Source organism: Caulobacter sp. UC70_42 (assembly GCF_044056025.1).
Classification (GTDB): Bacteria; Pseudomonadota; Alphaproteobacteria; order Caulobacterales; family Caulobacteraceae; genus Caulobacter.
Window position 1 is genome coordinate 1,196,815 of sequence record NZ_CP171994.1, and the last position, 17,031, is coordinate 1,213,845.

Below are 17,031 nucleotides of genomic sequence, written 5' to 3' on the forward strand. Positions count from 1 at the left end.
TCTTTCGCAAGCGACCGGAACGAATCCGGGCACATTGACCTTATCGCGTCCTCCGCGCCGAACGCGTGACGCCAGACTGGAGCAAGCCATGAGCACCGTTGTGGTGACCGACGCCACCTTCGAATCCGACGTCCTGAAGGCCGGCAAGCCCGTGCTGGTCGACTTCTGGGCCGAATGGTGCGGTCCCTGTAAGCAGATCGCTCCGGCCCTGGAGCAGATCTCCGAAGAGCTGGCCGACGTGGTCACCGTCGCCAAGGTCAATATCGAGGACAGCCCGACGACGCCGTCGCGCTATGGCGTTCGCGGCATTCCGACCATGATGCTGTTCCGCGATGGCCAGATGACCTCGATGAAGGTCGGCGCCATGCCCAAGCAGAAGATCCTGGAATGGCTGAACGAGGCCGGCGTTCAACCGGTCTAGACGGCTTTCAGGCCTTGAATTGAAGACGCCCGCTCCGGTTTCCGGGGCGGGCGTTTTTCGTGTCGCCTTACTTCTTCGGCGTCACGATGAACGGCGAGACCGAGACCGGCGGGGCCTTCTTCTCGGCCTTCGGTTTGCGGACTTCCTTGTTCGACTTCTTCTGACCCTTGGCCATCGGCGGTTCCTGCCAGGACGGGTGCGCTCGCCGAGGATGTCCAGCGGGCCGCGCCGCCCTATCGGCGTGGGCTCAGCCTTACGCGTTTAGGTCGGCCAAGTCTCTGGGCTCATCGCCAGCACCTCGCCGGCGAGGTAGAGCGAGCCGCAGATCAGGACGTGAGGCGTCGGCTCCAGGTCGAGCGCCCGCTCCAGGGCGTCTTCGACCGAAGCGCAGGCGCGGGCTCGCAAGCCGGCCAGCTCGGCGGCGGCGGCCGTATCGGCGGCGCTGGCGGCGGCGCGGCCTTCGAAGGTGACGGTGAAGACCTTGGCCGCCACGCCCCGGAACGGGCCGAAGAAGCGGGCGCGTCCTTGTTGGCCAGCAGGCCCGAGATCAGCGCCACAGGCCGGCCGTCGCGGGCGGCCAGATCGGCGACGGCGCGGGGAGACGGCCCGGCCGGCGTGCGGATTGTGGCCGCCGTCCAGCCAGAGGTCGGCCCCGGCCGCCTTGGCGCGCTCGGCCAGGGGCCCGGCGGTCAGGCGCTGGAAGCGGGCCGGCCAGACCGCGCCGGCGATCCCGCGCCCCATGGCGGCTTCGTCGATGCGCGGATCGGCCAGGGCCAGCAGGGCGGCGACGGCCAGGCCGGCATTGGCGAACTGGTGCTCGCCGGGCAGCGAGGGCGCCGGCAGGTCCAGAAGACGGTCCTGCATCTGGACCAGCAGCCGGCCCCGCTCGTTCCAGGCGTCGAAATCGCGGCCCATCAGGGTCAGTTCGACGCCGGCCAGGGCGGCGGCCGTGTCGATCACATCCTCGGCCTCGGGATCTTGGCGGGCCGAGACGGCCGGCGCGTCCGGCTTGATGATCCCCGCCTTTTCGACGGCGATCTTGGCGATGGTGTCGCCCAGGAACTCGCGATGGTCGATGTCCACCGGGGCGATGACGCAGACCGCCGGCCTCTGGATGACGTTGGTGGCGTCCAGGATGCCGCCCAGCCCGACCTCGACGATGCACAGATCGGCCGGGACCTCGGCGAAGGCGACGAAGGCCGCCGCCGTGGTGATCTCGAAGAAGGTGATCGGCAGGCCGCCATTGGCCGCCTCGACGCGGTCGAGCACATCGGCCAGATGGTCGTCGGTGATCAGGGTCCCCGCCAGGCGGATCCGTTCGGCGAAGCGGACCAGATGCGGCGAGGTGAAGACGTGGACCTTGAGGCCCGCCGCCTCGGCCATGGCCCGGAGGTAGGCGACCGTCGAGCCCTTGCCGTTGGTGCCGGCCACGTGGATCACCGGCGGCAGGCGGTCCTGGGGATCGCCCAGCGCCGCGCAAAGCCGCCGCATCCGGTCCAGCGACAGGTCGATCAGCTTGGGATGCAGCGCCTGCAGCCGCGCCAGGGCGGCGTCGTGAGCGCGGAGGTGGTCGCTCACAAGGAGACTCAGGCCGCCTTGCGGTTGCGGCCCATCATCAGGGTGCCCAGGATCGAACCCAGCACCTGCGGCAGGTCCTTGCGATGGGTGACGCGGTCGACCATGCCCTTCTCGACCAGATATTCCGAACGCTGGAAGCCCGGCGGCAGGGTCTCGCGGATGGTCTGCTCGATGACGCGCGGACCGGCGAAGCCGATCAGGGCGCCCGGCTCGGCCAGGTGGATGTCGCCGAGCATGGCGTAGGAGGCGGTGACGCCGCCGGTAGTCGGGTCGGTGAGAACCACGACATAGGGCAGGGCCGCGTCCTTCAGCTCGTTGATCGCCAGGGTCGTGCGGGCCATCTGCATCAGCGACAGCGCGCCTTCCTGCATCCGCGCGCCGCCGGCGGCGGTGAAGGCGATCATCGGCACTTCACGCTCGAGCGCGGCCTTGGCGGCGGCGATGAAGCCCTCGCCCGCGGCCATGCCCCAGCGAACCGCCCATGAAGGCGAAGTCCTGGACCAGCACCACGGCGTCGACGCCGGCGACCTTGCCATAGCCGATGGCCATGGCGTCGGGCTCGCCGGTGGCCTTGCGGGCCGCGGCGAGGCGATCCTTGTAGGGCTTGCCGTCCGAGAAATGCAGCGGGTCCTCGGCGACCGACGGGGTCGGCAGGGCCTCGTACTGGCCGTCGTCGAAGGTGAACTTGAAGCGGGCCTCGGGCCCGATCCGCATGTGGCGACCGGCCGGCGTGACCCACAGGGCCGCCTCCAGGTCGGAGCGGAAGATCATCTCGCCCGTGTCGGGACACTTGACCCGAGAGGTTCTCGGGCGTCTCGCGCTTGGCGAACGCCCCGCGCACGCCCGGCGCGATTCGCGACAGCCAGCCGCCTCGGCGGTCCGTCGCCACTTTCTTGTCGCCCTTTTTCGGGTCCTGGGGTTCAGCCATAGCCATAGCCTTAGAGCCTCACTTCGTCCCGACTCGCGCCGAACGCACAGCCTTAGCCAGCTCCGACGCCTTGAGAAGAACCTTCTCGGTCACGTTTTCGTTCAACTTGGCCGCCGACTCGATTTCGTCGACGAGCGCCGAGCCCACCACGGCCGCGTCGGCCACGCGGGCGACGGCGGCGGCCTGCTCGGGCGTGCGGATGCCGAAGCCTACCGCGACCGGCAGGCCAGAAGCCTTGCGCAGGCGCTCGACGGCGGGCGCGACATCGGCGGCGTCGGCCGACTTCACGCCGGTCACGCCAGCGACCGAGACGTAGTACACAAAGCCCGAGGTGCGGCGAATCACGGCCGGCAGGCGCTTGTCGTCGGTGGTCGGCGAGGCCAGGCGGATCAGCGCCAGCCCCTCGGCTTCCAGGGCGTCCGACAGCGGGTCGGCTTCTTCCGGCGGGCAGTCGACGACGATCAGGCCGTCGACGCCAGCGTCATGGGCCTGTTTGGCGAAGGTTTCGAAGCCGCGGTTCACCAGCGGGTTCAGATAGCCCATCAGGATCACCGGCGTGTCCTGGTCGCCCTCGCGGAAGGCGCGGACGATGTCCAGCGTCCCGTTCAGCGTCATCTTCTGGGCCAGGGCGCGCTGGCTGGCGCGCTGGATGGTCGGGCCCTCGGCCATCGGGTCCGAGAATGGAAAGCCCAGCTCGATGATGTCGGCGCCGGCGGCCGGCAGGCCCCTGACGATCTCGAGCGCGGTCGCCGCGTCCGGATCCCCGGCCATCACATAGGCCACGAAAGCGGCGCGGCCCTCGGCCTTCAGCGCCGCGAAACGGCGGTCGATGCGGTCTTTGGTCAAGTGGTCTGTACCCTAGATCGCCATGGCCTAGATGGTGCGCCCGAGCGCGTCGGCCACGGTGAAGATGTCCTTGTCGCCCCGGCCCGACAGGCAGAGCACGATCACGCCGCCCTCGCCGATCTCCCTGGCCAGCTGCGGCAGCTTGGCGATCGCGTGAGCGCTTTCCAGGGCCGGGATGATGCCCTCGAGCTCGGCGCACAGCTGGAAGGCCTTCAGGGCCTCGTCGTCGGTGCAGGTCAGGTACTGGGCCCGGCCGATGTCGTGCAGGAACGAGTGCTCGGGACCGATACCGGGATAGTCCAGGCCCGCCGAGATCGAGTGGGCGTCCAGGATCTGGCCGTCCTCGTCCTGCAGCAGATAGGTCTTGTTGCCATGCAGCACGCCCGGGCGTCCGCCGGTCAGGGACGCGGCGTGCTTGTCGGTCTCCAGGCCGTGGCCCGAGGCCTCGACGCCGTAGATCTTGACGCTCTCGTCGGCCAGGAACGGGTGGAACATGCCGATGGCGTTCGAACCGCCGCCGACGCAGGCGACCACCGCGTCGGGCAGCCGGCCTTCCATCTCCTGGATCTGCTCGCGGGTCTCGGTCCCGATCACCGCCTGGAAATCCCGGACCATGGCCGGATAGGGGTGCGGGCCGGCGGCGGTGCCGATCATGTAATAGGTGTCGTCGACATTGGTGACCCAGTCGCGCATCGCCTCGTTCATGGCGTCCTTGAGGGTCGCCGCGCCCGAGGTCACCGGGCGGACTTCGGCGCCCAGCAGGTTCATGCGGAAGACGTTGGGCTTCTGCCGGGCGACGTCGACCGCGCCCATATAGACCACGCAGGGCAGGCCGAAGCGGGCGGTGACGGTGGCGCTGGCCACGCCGTGCTGGCCCGCGCCGGTCTCGGCGATGATCCGGGTCTTGCCCATGCGCTGGGCCAGCAGGATCTGGCCCATGCAGTTGTTGATCTTGTGCGCGCCGGTGTGGTTCAGCTCCTCGCGCTTGAAGTAGATCTTCGCGCCGCCGAGATGCCTGGAGAGGCGCTCGGCGAAATAGAGCGGGCTGGGCCGGCCGACATAGTGCGTCAGATAGCCCTTGAGCTCGCTCTGGAAGCTCGGATCGTTCTTGGCTTCCGTGTAGGCGCGGTCCAGCTCCAGCACGAGCGGCATCAGCGTCTCGGCCACATAGAGGCCGCCGTAGTCGCCGAAGCGGCCCTTGGCGTCGGGATAGGCCGACCAATCGTTGGGCTTGGAAGGGGCGTTCACAGGCTCATCCAACAGCTAGACGCGTTTGACGGCGTCGAGGAACGCCGTGATCAGAGCCGGGTCCTTTAGGCCCGGACCGCGCTCCACGCCAGAGGAAACGTCCGCCAGGGGCGCGCCGGAGACCCGGATCGCGTCCGCCACGTTCCACGGATCGAGGCCGCCAGCCAGGAAATGCGGGCGGGAAAAGCGCTTGCCGTCCAGCAGTCCCCAGTCGAAACGGGCTCCGGTGCCGCCGGGCAGGGCCGAGCCTTCCACCGGCTTGGCGTCGAACATCAGGTGCTCGACGACGCCGTCGAAAGCCCTGGCCTGGTCGACATCGGCCGAAGACGACACCGAGAAGGCCTTGATGACGCCGACACCGGTCCGGGCGGCGATCTCGCGGACCCGCGCGGGCGTCTCCTTGCCGTGAACCTGGATCAGGTCGGGGCGCATCGTGGCCATCAGGCGGTCGATCAGGGCGTCGTCGGGATCGACGGTGACGGCGACCGTCTTCACGCCGCGACCGCGCCACATTTCGCTTTTGGCCGGCTCGACCAGCCGCGCGGCGGTCTCGGGCGCGAGGTTGCGCGGGCTCTTGTCGAAGAAGACGAACCCCAGGAACGCCGCCCCCCCGTCGAAGGCGGCCTTCACCGTCTCGGGCGTCGACAGTCCGCAGATCTGGCCCCAGGGGCGGAAATGCTGATCGAGCGGGAGTTACGTCCGGGGAAGGAAAGAGGCAAGCCCAGGGATTCTGATGGCGGCCCCTTCCCCTGGATGGGGGAAGGAACGTGTTTCAGCGTCCTCGCGCCTGAGCGGCTGCGAGTTTGGGTGGGGAGGCGACGGAGCGGCCGGGCGAACCCGGGGACCGTGAGGTTTGTTTTTGTTTCGGCTCGCTGACCGCTCCGCCAGGCTGTTCTTGCCCGTGAGGTCGGGAGGCGTGAGCGTTGTCTGCTCGGGTCCCCGTTTACCCCCGGACGGGCGCGGATCAAGTCGATCGGCTACATCCGTCTCGACCCCGACGATCCACGATAGGCGGCTTATACGATCACCGCCCTGTCGATCCGCTGTCGGCTTTGATCCCGGAAACTACCCGTTCGCCGACCGATCCGCCTGAAGAGTACGGACGGGGCGACTTTCGAATCTCCAGGAACCGCCAGCGGCCCCGCTCAACCTACCCCCGCCGCCGTTTTGGGCCGGATCCAAACGCCCTCCCCCGCGACGGGGATGCATTGATTATCGCGGCGGATTCAACGCGGATCATTCAGCGGCGCGAAAAATCGACAAGTGGTTGATTTCGTGGGGTTCGGTTCCGCGAACGCCGGGGATTGAGCGGGCTCGATCCCCGTGAACCCTCCCCCGACCGGGGGGCGCTGTCGCGTAAGGGCCGGCCGGCGTCGCAAGGGGATGACGCCGGCCGGAGGGCTTACGCGTCGGCTTACTGTCGCCGACGAGAACAAGATGGGTACGCCAGACGGGCCCAAAAGGCCCTGTGACGCCCTGACGCGGCGGCGCCCGGCGAAGCTTACTCGGCCGGGTCCTCCTCCGGCTGATCGTAGGCGGCCATCATCGCCATGTTCAGGATCCTCGACACCGAGGCGGACAGCGGGGCGATCTGCACCGACTTGGACAGGCCCAGCAGCACCGGCCCGATCACCGTGGCCCCGCCCAGCGACTGCACCAGCTTGGTCGAGATCGAGGCGGCGTGGATGGCCGGCATGATCAGGATATTGGCGCTGTCGGTCAGGCGCATGAACGGATAGTTGGCGCGCCTTTCCGGATCCAGGGCCAGCTCGGGGGGCATCTCGCCCTCGTACTCGAAGTCGACATCCATCTCGTCGAGCATGGCCACGGCCTCGCGCACCTTCTCCGAGCGCAGGCCCATCGGATTGCCGAAGGTCGAATAGCTCATGAAGGCCACGCGCGGCTTGAAGCCCAGGCGCTTGACGGCGCGGGCGGCCTCGCAGGCGATCTCGACCAGTTCCTCGGCCTCGGGCAGCTCGGTGACGTTGGTGTCGGCCACGAAGATCGTGCGGCCCTTGGCCAGCACCACCGACATGCCCATGATCCGGCCCCCGGGCGCGGGATCGACGACGCGCAGCACCTCTTCCAGGGCCTGGTCGAAGCTCCGGGTGACGCCGGTGACCATGCCGTCGGCCTCGCCAAGCGTGACCATCGAGGCGGCGAAGCTGTTGCGGTCCTGGTTGATCAGGCGCTGGACGTCGCGCTTCAGGTAACCCTGGCGCTGCAGGCGGTGATAGAGCGCGTCGACATAGTCCGGATTGCGGTCGGACAGGCGCGCGTTGACGATCTCCAGCCCGACGGTCTCGGGATCGAGGCCGACCAGCTTCATGTTCTCGTGCACCAGGTTCTCGCGGCCGCACAGGATGGCCTTGCCGTAGCCGCCGGTCTGATAGGCGTAGGCGGCGCGGATGACGCTGGGGTCCTCGCCCTCGGCGAACACGATGCGCTTGGGATTGGCCAGCACCGCGCCCGAGATCTTCTGCAGGAAGCCGGCGGTCGGGTCGAGGCGCTGGGCCAGGCCGGCGCGATAGGCGTCCATGTCGGCGATCGGCTTGCGGGCCACGCCGGTGTCCATCGCCGCCTGGGCCACGAACGGCGGCACGTACCAGATCAGGCGCGGGTCGAAGGCCGAGGGGATGATGTATTGCGGGCCGAACTTCAGCTGGCGGCCGTGATAGGCGGCGGCGACCTCGTCCGGCACGTCCTCGCGGGCCAGCATGGCCAGCGCTTGTGCGCAGGCGATCTTCATCTCGTGATTGACGCGGCGGGCGCGGACATCCAGCGCGCCGCGGAAGATGTAGGGAAAGCCCAGGACGTTGTTGACCTGGTTGGGATAGTCGCTGCGGCCCGTGCCCATGATGGCGTCGGGGCGCACGGCGTGCACCTCCTCGGGCGTGATCTCCGGATCGGGATTGGCCATGGCGAAGATGACCGGGTTCGGCGCCATGCTGGCGATCATCTCGGGCGTGAAGGCGCCCTTGGCGGAAAGACCCAGCAGCACGTCGGCGCCGGCCACGGCCTCGGCCAGGGTGCGCTTGTCGGTCTTGACCGCGTGGGCGCTCTTCCACTGGTTCATGCCCTCGGTGCGGCCCTCGTAGAGCACGCCCTTGCTGTCGACCGCGATGACGTTGGCCGGGTGGACGCCCATGGCCTTGATCAGCTCCAGCGAGGCGATGCCCGCCGCGCCGGGGCCGTTCAGCACGACCTTCACGTCCTCCAGCTTCTTGCCGGTGATGTGGCAGGCGTTGATCAGGCCGGCGGCGCAGATGATGGCCGTTCCGTGCTGGTCGTCATGGAACACCGGGATGTCGAGCAGGTCCTGCAGCTCGGTCTCGATGCGGAAGCACTCGGGGCTCTTGATGTCCTCCAGATTGATGCCGCCGAACGAGATCCCGATGTTCTTGACCACCGTGATGATCTCGTCGGGATCCTTGGAGCTGATCTCGATATCGATGCTGTCGACGTCGCCGAAGCGCTTGAAGAGGACGGCCTTGCCTTCCATGACCGGCTTCGAGGCCAGCGCGCCGAGGTCGCCCAGGCCCAGGATCGCGGTGCCGTTGCTGATCACGGCGACCATGTTGCCCTTGGAGGTGTATTCGTAGGCCATGTCCGGATCGGCGGCGATGGCGTGGACGGGCACGGCGACGCCGGGCGAATAGGCGAGACTAAGGTCGCGCTGGGTCGCCATCGGCTTGGTCGGGGTCACCTCCAGCTTGCCTGGCTGGGGGTGACGGTGGAAGGCCAAGGCCTCCTCGTCCGTGAAGGTCTTGCGTTCCGCGTCGCTCATCCGGCGTTCCCATTCCTGCTGCGCAAGTCGAAGAAGGGGCGCGCCGATCGATGCGAACGCGCCCTTATGTGAGATCACCGTAGCGAGGGGCGCCGAGCGTCACAACCGGGGAAGGACGCGAAAATCCCAGCAAACGCTTGTTGGACTTGGCCTTGCGTCAACGTCGCTGACGTTCGGGAAGGCCGGGAGAGGTTGACCCGAGGGGCCGGATTGGGCGATTTGCCTCAAGTACATTTTGTACTGGAGCCCGACTTGTCCCAGCCCGTGAAGATCGCGATCGCCGGCGCCAACGGCCGCATGGGCCAGGCCGTGGCCAAGGCGCTGGAGGGCCGCGCCGACGCGGTCGTGACCGCGCGCTTCGAACGTCCGGGCGTGGACGCCCCTGATCTCGTCTCGCGAGAGATCGCGCTGTCTCAGGCCCAGGTGGCGATCGACTTCACCCTGCCGGAAGCCTCCGTCGACCTCGCGGAAATCGCCGCCTCGAACAACGGACCGGCCCTGGTCATCGGCTCGACCGGCTTCTCCGACGAGCAGCTGGCCCGCATCGACGAAGCCAGCAAGACCATCGCCATCGTCCGCTCGGGCAACTATTCGCTGGGCGTCAACATGCTGATGGGCCTGGTGCGCCAGGCCGCCGCCGCCCTGCCCGCGCAGGACTGGGATATTGAGGTCTTCGAAGCCCACCACAAGCGCAAGATCGACGCGCCGTCGGGCACGGCCCTGATGCTGGGCGAGGCCGCCGCCGAAGGGCGCGGGGTCGGCCTGGGCCAGGTCGCCGACCGCGCCCGCGACGGCGTCACCGGTCCCCGCAAGGAGGGCGCGATCGGCTTCTCGGTCGTGCGCGGCGGCGGAATCATCGGCGAACACAGCGTGATCTTCGCCGGCGAGTCCGAGAGCCTGACCCTGTCGCACTCGGCCATCGACCGGGGCCTGTTCGCGCGCGGGGCGATCGCCGCCGCCGTCTGGGTCAAGGGCAAGCCGCCGGGCCTCTACGACATGCAGGACGTGCTAGGCTTTTCGAAGTAGGGATCTAAGCTAGGCCGGGGGGCTTTCTGTAGGATCTGAACCGCCAAGGACCTGATGGCCGAGCCCTCGACCGCCCCAGAATCCAGCAAGACGCCCCGAAAAGCCTGGGATCGCGCGCGCGTGATCGACCTCGGCCTCGAGGCGCTGTCGCTGTCGATGCTAGCCTTGATCGCCACCGGCCTCGTGGTCTGGTCCGGCCGACGCGAAATCAGCCGCGAGCTGGCCGAGGCCTGGCTGCGCGAGCATGGCGTCGAGGCCGCCGTCGAACTGGACGATCTGGACGCCACGGGCTTCACCGGCAAGGTCCGCCTGGGTTCGCGCGACAATCCCGTCTTCGCCGCCGACCGGCTTGAGGTGGCCTACGACCTGTCCGCCCCGTGGAACGGCGAGGCGTTCAGCATCCAGACCAAGGCCGTGCGGCTCGTCCGCCCGCGCGTGCTGGCCAGCATCGACGACAAGGGCCAGGTGCGGTTCGGGGCGTTGCAGCCGCTGCTCGACGAATTCCTGAAGTCGCCGAGGAAACCGAACGTTCCGGGGCCGGCCGTGCTGGTCGAGGACGCGCGACTGGACCTGATCACCCCCGGCGGCCGCGCGCGGATCACCGGCGACGCCAGCCTGGACGACGGCCAGCTGTTGCGCTTCGACGGCCGCCTGGCGCCGCTGCGCTACGCCACTCAGAACCTGGCCCTTGACGCCCGGGGCGCGACGGTCACGGCGCGCAAGCGCGGCGACCGCCTGACCATCGACGTCTCGCTGGCCCTCGACAGCCTGGAGGCCGAGGCCGCCGACCTGGCCGGCGCCACCGCCAAGCTCTCCGCCGACCTGCCCTATCCGGACCTGGCCAGGATGACCGCCAACGGCCCGCTGGAGGCGCGGCTGGCCCTGCGCGCCGCGGACGGCCGGTTCGGCGACGCCCAGGGCGAGTCGGTGACCGGCGACCTCTCCCTGACCGGGCGCGTGGACGGCGGGCTGGAGCGCTTCGCCTTCCTGGGCAAGGGTCGCGCGGCCCTGCGCGGCGGGCGACTGTCGGCGCCGTCTCTGGACGCCCGCGACGCCAGTCTCGCCCTGGACCTCTCCCGCGTCGCCGGCGGTCGCCAGGACGGCCGGCTGACCCTGCGCGGCGCGACCAGCGCGGAGTTGCGAACGGGCGAGGCCGTGGCCGCCGGGACCGCGCTCCGTGCGCTTCGGGCTCGAGCGACCTCCGACAATCTGGGCCTGGCGACCGACTCGAGCGGCATGAGCGTCAACGGACCGCTGAAGATCGAGGCCGGCGCCGACCGTCTGGCCGCCGGCGCGCTGGCCCTGGCCTCGGCGCGGCTCAACGCCAGCGGCCGCATCGACCAGGGCGCCAAGGGTCTGTTCCTGACCCTGAACGGCTCGGCGGGCGGCCACAGCGCCATCTCGGGCCCCGACGCCGAGCGCCTGGCGGCCCTGATCCCCAATCCGGACTATGGCAAGCCGCTGAGCCAGGCCCTGCGGACCTTCGACCTGACCCTGCCCGCCGTGGGGCTGGCGATCAGCGGCGCGCGCGTGAAGATGACCCTTCCCGCGAGGCGCGCCTGTCCGCGCCCAACGGCGTCGTGCTGGCCGCCGCCGCGCCGAATAGCCTGCTGCTGGACGCGGGCCCGAACGGCGCGCGCGGCGCGCTGCGAGCCTCGCTGTCGGGCGGACGCCTGCCCACCGTGCGGATCACGGCCAGCGACTGGCGCGCCTCGGGCGGGGTGATGACCTCGCCCCTGTCCATCGCCACCGAAGACTTCGACCTGCCGCCGATCCAGGGCGTGACCGGCCAGATCGACGGCCAGGCGCGGATCGCCGGCGGCCGCTTCACCCTGACCACGCCCAAATGCGCGCCGATCACCGCCAAGGCCTACGCCCTCGGCGACGCCCCCGTCACCGCGATCCAGGCGACCCTGTGCCCGGCCAAGGTCCCGCTGGTCACGGCCGGCGCCCAGGGCTGGAGCGCGGCCTTGCGCTTCCAGGACGCCAAGGGCGAACTGGCCGTGGCCCAGGCCAGACTCCAGGGCGTCAAGGGCGAGGCGACGCTGGGCGGCGTTCACGGGTTCGAGCGCGCCAGCGTTCAGGTCGCCAGCGCCGCCGTCACCGACGCCGCCCCCGAGCGCCGCTTCAACCCCGTCCTCGCCAAGGGTCAACTGGGGCTGTCGGGCGGCCTGTGGAACGGAACTTTCCAGGCCGCGACGCCGGTCGGCGCGCCGCTGGGCGAGATCCGCCTGCGCCACGTGGTGGCGACCGGCGTCGGCCAGGCCGACATCGACGCCTCGAAACTGGCCTTCGCCAAGGACGGCCTGCAGCCCGCCGACCTGTCGCCGATGGCCGCCTTCGCCACCGACGCGCGCGGCCCGGCCAGCTTCACCGGCGTCTTCGCCTGGAACGCCAAGGGCGCGACCAGTCGCGGCCGCCTGGTCGCCGACAACATCGACTTCACCAGCCCGATCGGCCTGGTCGCCACCCTGGACGGCGCCGTCGACTTCGACAGCCTGGCGCCGCTGACCACCGCTCCCGGCCAGGCGCTGAGAATCGCCAAGATCGACTCCATCGTGCCGCTGACCGCCGTGGAATCCGAGTTCCAGCTGGCCGCCGACAGCCTGAAGCTCTCCAAGGCCACGTTCGAGGCCGCCAAGGGCCGAATCTCGATCGAGCCGATCGACGTGCCCCTGGGCCTGGACAAGACGCTCAGCGGGACCATCGTCATCGAGCATCTCGACCTGGGCGAAGTCATCGCCGCCACGTCCCTGGCCGAGAAGGTCAAGGTCCAGGCCGTGGTTGACGGCCGCCTGCCCTTCACCTTCGGTCCCGAGGGCCTGCGCTTCCACGAAGGCAGGATCACCGCCATCCAGCCCGGCCGGGGTCGAGCTGTCGCGCACCGCCCTGACCGGGGTCGCGGCCAGCCCCGCCGACAGCCCGGGCGCGCCGCCACCGGCGCCGGCTCAGGTCAACGCCATCCAGGACTTCGCCTATCAGGCCATGGAGAACCTGGCCTTCGAACAGCTGGAGGCCGGGGTGAACAGCACCGACAATGGCCGCCTCGGCGTGATCTTCCACATCAAGGGCCGGCACGATCCCAAGGTCCCCGAAAAGGCCCGTGTCGGGATCCTGGACCTCCTGCGCGGCCGCGCCTTCGACAAGCGTATCGCCCTGCCGGCCAAGACGCCGGTCGATCTGACCCTCGACACGTCGCTGAACTTCGACGAGCTTCTCAACGCCTGGAAGCTCGCCTTCTCGAAGCCGGCCCAAACCCGTTCAGGCGCGGTTCAACCTTGACCCGCCAAGCTGAATACGAACTGGAGACTTCACGCATGAAGACGCGCGCCCTCTTACTAGCCCTCGCCGCGACGGGAGCGCTCGGCGCGGCCGCCTGCACGCCTACCGTCCGCGTGAAGGTCGACCCGATCAACATCTACGCCAAGCTGGACGCCGACGTGCGCGTGCGGCTGGACAAGGAAGTCCAGTCGCTGATCCAGCAAAACCCCAACCTGTTCTAAGAAGGAGAGCCGACATGATCCGCAAGACGATGACGGTTCTGGCCCTGGGCCTGGCGATGACCGCCGCCGGCGCCAACCTGGCCATGGCCCAATCGGCCGCCGCCAAGGCCGCCGTGGACGCCGGCAAGGCCGCTGGCACGGTCGGCGAGCAGGCCGACGGCTATCTGGGCATCGTGTCCGGCGGCGACGCGTCGCTGCGCGCCTCGGTGGCCGAGATCAACACCGGCCGCGCCGCCGCCTACAAGGACATCGCCGCCAAGACCGGCGTGACCGCGGAAGCGGCCGGCCAGGCCACCGCCAAACAGCTCTACAGCCGCCTGGCGCCCGGCCAGTACTGGAAGCCGCTGGATGGCGGCTGGGTGAAGAAGTAACGACGACCGGGGCTAGGCGGCTTGACTGTCTAGCCCCTCCACTTTCGCCCATTTTGAATGGCAATCTTTGCCAAAGAATGCCATTCTCACTTTAGAGGTGAGCCATGGCGACGATGAACGTGTCTCTTCCCGACGCCATGAAGATATGGGTTGAAGGGCAGGCTGAGACCGGTCGCTACAGCAACGCCAGCGACTATGTGCGCGACCTGATCCGCCGAGATCAGGAACGCGCCGACAAGATCGCGACCATGCAGCGGCTTATCGACGAAGCCGAAGCTGGCGGCGTCAGCGCCAAGTCGATGAGCGAAATCCTGACCGCGGCGCGCGAAAAGGCCGGCGGCCGGCGTGGCCTATAGGCTCAGCCTCAAGGCCGAAGACGACATCACTCAGATCTACGTGACAGGCGTGGAGATGTTGGGGTCGACCAGGCCGAGCGCTATTATGAAGGTTTGGAGCAAACCCTCAATTTCCTGTCGGATTTCCCGTTCGCCGCGGCGGTGCGCACCGAACTGAAGGGTTTATCGCGCGTCCATACCTATCGAAGCCACATCATCATCTATCGGCTCGATGGCCCGGATATCCTTATCCAGCGCGTGCGCCACGCGAGCGAAGATTGGATCCGGCAATCCTAGCGTCTGTCGATCTCCCCGCCTAAAAGCGGCCGATGTCCGCCGCCCGTCCGCTGCTCCTGCCCTATGCGGCCCTGATCGGGGCGATCGTCACGCTGTGCGTCGGCACGTCGCTGGCCAAGGGCCTGTTTCCGATCGTCGGCGCGCAGGGGACCAGCGCCTATCGGGTCGGCTTCGCGGCGCTGATCCTGATGCTGGTCTGGCGGCCCTGGAACCATCCGATCTCGCGCGCCGACCTGGGCCGGGTCGCGCTGTACGGCGCGGTGATGGGCGTGCTGAACCTCAGCTTCTACATGGCCATCCGCACGGTGCCGCTGGGCGTGGCCGTGGCCATCGAGTTCATCGGGCCGCTGGCCGTTTCCGTCGCCAGCTCGCGCAAGCTGATCCACTTCGTCTGGATCGGCCTGGCGGTGCTGGGCCTGGCCCTGCTGCTGCCGATCGATCCCGGCGCCAGGCCGCTGGATCCCGTCGGCGTCGGCTTCGCGTGCGTCGCGGCGGTGATGTGGGCGCTCTACATCATCCTGGGCAAGCGGACCGGCCACCTGCACGCCGGACGCTCGGTGGCGCTGGGCATGGTCGCCGCGGCCCTGATCGTCGTGCCGATCGGCGTCGCCTCGGCCGGGACCGCGCTCTTCCAGCCCAGGCTGATCGCGCTGGGCCTTGTGGCGGCCGTGATGTCCAGCGCCATCCCCTATTCGCTGGAGATGATCGCCCTGCGCGCCATCCCCAAGCGCAGCTTTGGCGTGATGCTCAGCCTGGAGCCCGCGGCCGGGGCCGTGGCGGGACTGGTGATCCTGCGCGAACATCTGGCGGCGACCCAGTGGCTGGCCATCGCCGCCATCGTCGCGGCCTCGGCCGGGACGATCATGACGACGCCCGCCGAACCGATGGTCGAGGACGCCCCTTAGGCCGCCGGCGCCCCGCGCACCACGAACCAGCCGTTGCGGAAGCCCTGGTCGGCCTTGCCGTAGGTGAAGGGCGAGCCGTCCGGCTGGGTGAAGGTTCCCCCGGCCGCGACCACCACCGCATGGGCGGCGGCGGTGTCCCACTCCGAGGTCGGGCCGTGGCGCGGATAGATGTCGGCCGAGCCCTCGGCGATGCGGCACATCTTGATCGAGCTATCCATGGGCGCGCGCAGGTCGAAGCCGTACTGGGCGGCCAGTTCGGCGGCCTTCTCCTCGCGCATGGTGTGGCTGACCAGGCCCAAGGCCGCGCCCGTGGGCCAGGAACGCACGCGGACCGGCGTCTCGGCCCCGTCCGGGCCCGAGCGCTTCACCGCCCCTTGCGCCGTCGTGAACCACAGCTCGCCCGTGGCCGGGGCGCAGACCGCGCCGGCGACCGGGACGCCATGGTCGATCAGGCCGATATTGACCGTGAAATTGGGGTCGCCGCGCACGAAGGCCTTGGTGCCGTCGACCGGATCGACAAGGAAGAAGCGCGGACCGACGGCGTCGGGCGTCCCGAACTCGCTGGCGTGCTCCTCGGAGATCACCGGCACGTCCGGATAGAGCTCGGCCAGTCGCCGCAGGATCAGGCGCTCGCCGGCGCGGTCGGCCTCGGTGACCGGGCTTTCGTCGGCCTTCTGGGCCACGGCCAGTTCGGTTTTCCAGAACGGCAGGATGACCGTCGCCGCCTCTTCGGTGATCCCGGCCAGGGCGCGGCCCCACTCCGCAAGATCTTTGGCGGTGAGATTTTCGCTGGTCATTCTTGCCCCCTCACCCCGATCCTCTGGGGTCGTCGCCGACGAAGACCAGACGCACGCGGCTGGCGTCGATGGTCTGCTTGCCGGCGTCTTCGAAATTGACGGTCACGCGGTGTCCGATCACGGACTGAACCTGCCCCAGGCCCCAGTCGGGCTGGCCGGGGTGGCGCACCAAAACGCCGGGCTCTAGAAACGGATCGACCACGGGCTTCGTTTAGAGCGGCGGGCCCCGTTTGCCAAAGCCTCAAATCACGGCAGAGTCCGCCGCCATGACCGATATCGTCCCAGAGACCTCCCTTGCGGCCCCGGCTCCCGCGTCCCCCGAAACGGACGTCCAGGGCCCCGACTTCGCCGCCATGCTGGCCGCGCGCCTGTGCCACGACTTCATCAGCCCCGCCAGCGCCATCGTCTCGGGCCTCGACTTGCTGGACGATCCGGCGGCCCAGGACATGCGCGACGACGCCATGAACCTGATCGCCTCGTCGGCCCGCAAGCTGGCCGACCTGCTGCAGTTCACCCGCGTGGCGTTCGGCGCCTCGGCCTCGGCCGAGAACTTCGACTCGCGCGAGCTGGAAAAGCTGGCCCAGGGGGTGTTCGCCCACGTGCGCCCGACCCTGGACTGGCAGATCGAGCCTCAGGCGATGAACAAGCCGTCCTCGCGCGCCATCCTCAACATCGCCCAGATCGCCGCCAGCGCCCTGCCGGCCGGCGGCGTGGCCACGGTCAAGGGCGTCGCGGCCGACGGCCGCTTCTCGATCATCGCCGACTCGGTCGGTCCCCGCGCCCGCCTGCGCCCGGAAGTGCTGGCCGGCCTGAAGGGCGAGCCCCTGGCCGAGGGCCTGGGCGGTCCGTGGGTCCAGGCGGCCTATCTGAACGCCCTGGTCCGCGCGGCCGGCGGCCAGATCGCCGTCGAGATCGGCGAGGATCGCGCCAGCATCGCCGCCTGGGTTCCGGCCTAGACGGCCGCGCCGCTCAATCTTCGCCATAAAAGT

At 69.2% G+C, this 17,031-nt stretch carries 16 protein-coding genes and 3 pseudogenes; 10 read left to right on the top strand and 9 right to left on the bottom strand.

Going from position 1 to position 17,031, the window contains the following annotated elements:
* Window positions 1–88: 88 nt before the first annotated feature.
* On the top strand, window positions 89–421 hold the full coding sequence (gene trxA / locus ACHMW8_RS06225) for a thioredoxin (protein WP_125159533.1): 333 nt from the start codon (window positions 89–91) through the stop codon (window positions 419–421).
* A gap of 67 nt (window positions 422–488) precedes the next feature.
* Here the strand turns inward: trxA and ACHMW8_RS06230 are convergent, their stop codons facing one another.
* From ACHMW8_RS06230 to ACHMW8_RS06260, 7 genes and pseudogenes are all read right to left on the bottom strand, one after another.
* Entirely contained in the window at window positions 489–596 is a 108-nt protein-coding gene (locus ACHMW8_RS06230; protein ID WP_082009057.1) for a hypothetical protein, read from the bottom strand.
* A gap of 86 nt (window positions 597–682) precedes the next feature.
* Entirely contained in the window at window positions 683–1,999 is a 1,317-nt protein-coding gene (locus ACHMW8_RS06235; RefSeq protein ID WP_395445055.1) for a bifunctional folylpolyglutamate synthase/dihydrofolate synthase, read from the bottom strand.
* A gap of 8 nt (window positions 2,000–2,007) precedes the next feature.
* Window positions 2,008–2,933, bottom strand: a pseudogene (locus tag ACHMW8_RS06240) (acetyl-CoA carboxylase carboxyltransferase subunit beta).
* Window positions 2,934–2,945: 12 nt separating this feature from the next.
* Window positions 2,946–3,773, bottom strand: a complete 828-nt coding sequence (trpA, locus tag ACHMW8_RS06245) for a tryptophan synthase subunit alpha (protein ID WP_395445056.1) — start codon at window positions 3,771–3,773, stop codon at window positions 2,946–2,948.
* 27 nt (window positions 3,774–3,800) lie between these two features.
* A complete protein-coding gene (trpB, locus tag ACHMW8_RS06250; protein ID WP_199743608.1) occupies window positions 3,801–5,021 on the bottom strand; it encodes a tryptophan synthase subunit beta in 1,221 nt (406 codons plus the stop codon).
* Window positions 5,022–5,036: 15 nt separating this feature from the next.
* Window positions 5,037–5,704: pseudogene (locus ACHMW8_RS06255) on the bottom strand (phosphoribosylanthranilate isomerase).
* A gap of 818 nt (window positions 5,705–6,522) precedes the next feature.
* On the bottom strand, window positions 6,523–8,808 hold the full coding sequence (locus ACHMW8_RS06260) for an NADP-dependent malic enzyme (RefSeq protein WP_395445057.1): 2,286 nt from the start codon (window positions 8,806–8,808) through the stop codon (window positions 6,523–6,525).
* A 252-nt stretch (window positions 8,809–9,060) separates the two neighbouring features.
* Here ACHMW8_RS06260 and dapB point away from each other — a divergent pair, with 252 nt between their 5' ends.
* The 8 genes and pseudogenes from dapB (at window position 9,061) to ACHMW8_RS06300 (ending at window position 15,245) form a co-directional block, all read left to right on the top strand.
* A complete protein-coding gene (dapB, locus tag ACHMW8_RS06265; RefSeq protein ID WP_395445058.1) occupies window positions 9,061–9,834 on the top strand; it encodes a 4-hydroxy-tetrahydrodipicolinate reductase in 774 nt (257 codons plus the stop codon).
* Window positions 9,835–9,888: 54 nt separating this feature from the next.
* The gene (locus tag ACHMW8_RS06270) at window positions 9,889–11,559 is read left to right on the top strand and encodes a hypothetical protein (RefSeq protein ID WP_395445059.1); all 1,671 of its coding nucleotides are present in this window, start codon (window positions 9,889–9,891) and stop codon (window positions 11,557–11,559) included.
* Between the two features lie 605 nt (window positions 11,560–12,164).
* Window positions 12,165–12,644 (top strand): annotated as a pseudogene (locus tag ACHMW8_RS06275) (YdbH domain-containing protein); the annotation flags it as partial.
* A gap of 507 nt (window positions 12,645–13,151) precedes the next feature.
* A complete protein-coding gene (locus tag ACHMW8_RS06280) occupies window positions 13,152–13,337 on the top strand; it encodes a YnbE family lipoprotein (protein WP_099575348.1) in 186 nt (61 codons plus the stop codon).
* A gap of 14 nt (window positions 13,338–13,351) precedes the next feature.
* Window positions 13,352–13,708: a YdbL family protein gene (locus tag ACHMW8_RS06285; RefSeq protein ID WP_125159542.1), complete on the top strand. Its 357-nt coding sequence runs from the start codon at window positions 13,352–13,354 to the stop codon at window positions 13,706–13,708.
* A gap of 104 nt (window positions 13,709–13,812) precedes the next feature.
* Window positions 13,813–14,064: a type II toxin-antitoxin system ParD family antitoxin gene (locus ACHMW8_RS06290; protein ID WP_395445060.1), complete on the top strand. Its 252-nt coding sequence runs from the start codon at window positions 13,813–13,815 to the stop codon at window positions 14,062–14,064.
* A 93-nt stretch (window positions 14,065–14,157) separates the two neighbouring features.
* Window positions 14,158–14,340, top strand: coding sequence for a type II toxin-antitoxin system RelE/ParE family toxin (locus ACHMW8_RS06295; RefSeq protein WP_395445061.1), 183 nt, complete (start codon window positions 14,158–14,160; stop codon window positions 14,338–14,340).
* Between the two features lie 32 nt (window positions 14,341–14,372).
* Window positions 14,373–15,245, top strand: a complete 873-nt coding sequence (locus tag ACHMW8_RS06300) for an EamA family transporter (protein ID WP_395445062.1) — start codon at window positions 14,373–14,375, stop codon at window positions 15,243–15,245.
* Here ACHMW8_RS06300 and cysQ read toward each other — a convergent pair.
* Together cysQ and ACHMW8_RS06310 are read right to left on the bottom strand one after the other, a co-directional pair.
* Complete coding sequence (cysQ, locus tag ACHMW8_RS06305) at window positions 15,242–16,042, bottom strand: 3'(2'),5'-bisphosphate nucleotidase CysQ (RefSeq protein WP_125159545.1); 801 nt, start codon at window positions 16,040–16,042, stop codon at window positions 15,242–15,244. The two genes, ACHMW8_RS06300 and cysQ, sit on opposite strands and share 4 nt — an antisense overlap.
* Before the next feature lie 10 nt (window positions 16,043–16,052).
* Window positions 16,053–16,244: a DUF3553 domain-containing protein gene (locus tag ACHMW8_RS06310; RefSeq protein WP_125159546.1), complete on the bottom strand. Its 192-nt coding sequence runs from the start codon at window positions 16,242–16,244 to the stop codon at window positions 16,053–16,055.
* A 64-nt stretch (window positions 16,245–16,308) separates the two neighbouring features.
* On the opposite strand from ACHMW8_RS06310, the gene chpT reads away from it, so the two are divergent.
* The gene (gene chpT / locus ACHMW8_RS06315) at window positions 16,309–16,998 is read left to right on the top strand and encodes a histidine phosphotransferase ChpT (RefSeq protein ID WP_125159547.1); all 690 of its coding nucleotides are present in this window, start codon (window positions 16,309–16,311) and stop codon (window positions 16,996–16,998) included.
* The last annotated feature ends 33 nt before the right edge of the window (window positions 16,999–17,031 follow it).

Coding starts and splice junctions, on each gene's coding strand:
- trxA (WP_125159533.1), top strand. CDS start 89: ATGAGCACCGTTGTGGTGACCGACGCCACCTTCGAATCCGACGTCCTG.
- ACHMW8_RS06230 (WP_082009057.1), bottom strand. CDS start 596: ATGGCCAAGGGTCAGAAGAAGTCGAACAAGGAAGTCCGCAAACCGAAG.
- ACHMW8_RS06260 (WP_395445057.1), bottom strand. CDS start 8,808: ATGAGCGACGCGGAACGCAAGACCTTCACGGACGAGGAGGCCTTGGCC.
- ACHMW8_RS06270 (WP_395445059.1), top strand. CDS start 9,889: ATGGCCGAGCCCTCGACCGCCCCAGAATCCAGCAAGACGCCCCGAAAA.
- ACHMW8_RS06280 (WP_099575348.1), top strand. CDS start 13,152: ATGAAGACGCGCGCCCTCTTACTAGCCCTCGCCGCGACGGGAGCGCTC.
- ACHMW8_RS06285 (WP_125159542.1), top strand. CDS start 13,352: ATGATCCGCAAGACGATGACGGTTCTGGCCCTGGGCCTGGCGATGACC.
- ACHMW8_RS06290 (WP_395445060.1), top strand. CDS start 13,813: ATGGCGACGATGAACGTGTCTCTTCCCGACGCCATGAAGATATGGGTT.
- ACHMW8_RS06300 (WP_395445062.1), top strand. CDS start 14,373: ATGTCCGCCGCCCGTCCGCTGCTCCTGCCCTATGCGGCCCTGATCGGG.
- cysQ (WP_125159545.1), bottom strand. CDS start 16,042: ATGACCAGCGAAAATCTCACCGCCAAAGATCTTGCGGAGTGGGGCCGC.
- chpT (WP_125159547.1), top strand. CDS start 16,309: ATGACCGATATCGTCCCAGAGACCTCCCTTGCGGCCCCGGCTCCCGCG.